The organism is Pseudomonas sp. 51_B, assembly GCF_017491595.1.
Lineage (GTDB): Bacteria > Pseudomonadota > Gammaproteobacteria > Pseudomonadales > Pseudomonadaceae > Aquipseudomonas > Aquipseudomonas promysalinigenes.
Map to the genome: position 1 here is coordinate 1 of NZ_JAFGYW010000322.1, position 466 is coordinate 466.

The following is a 466-nucleotide window of genomic DNA, read 5'->3' on the forward strand; positions in this document are numbered from 1 at the left end:
CCGATGTGGGCAGAGAACATGACCGCAGGGCGCGGCTGGATCGCTCTGGCGCTGGTGGTGTTTGCCAGTTGGCGGGTGAGGCGCTTGCTGCTAGGGGCGTATCTGTTCGGCCTCGCCAGCATCCTGCACTTGGTGGCACAGGGATTGGGACTGGCGATTCCTTCGAGCCTGCTGGCGATGCTGCCGTATGTGGCGACGATTTTGGTGCTGGTGCTGCTGTCCCGCGATGCCGTGCGTACGCGATTGTATGCTCCGGTTTCGTTGGGGCAGCCGTGGCAATCGGGACACTGATCGTTGTCAGAGCGGGCCTCTGCGCGAGCAGGCTCGCTCCCACAAGGGATCTGAGTGAACGCGGGCAAGCGTGGGAGCGAGCCTGCTCGCGAAGGCGTCCGCACAGGCAACACTTGAACCACGCCTCATGATTGTTTCTGATCAAACACCCTCGAGAAACTCAAGAGGCCTGGAG

Annotated in this window: 1 pseudogene; it reads left to right on the plus strand. The window is 62.2% G+C overall.

The features are described 5' to 3' along the window. Positions 1 to 291: pseudogene (locus J5M56_RS25040) on the plus strand (ABC transporter permease); the annotation flags it as partial. Positions 292 to 466 lie beyond the last annotated feature (175 nt).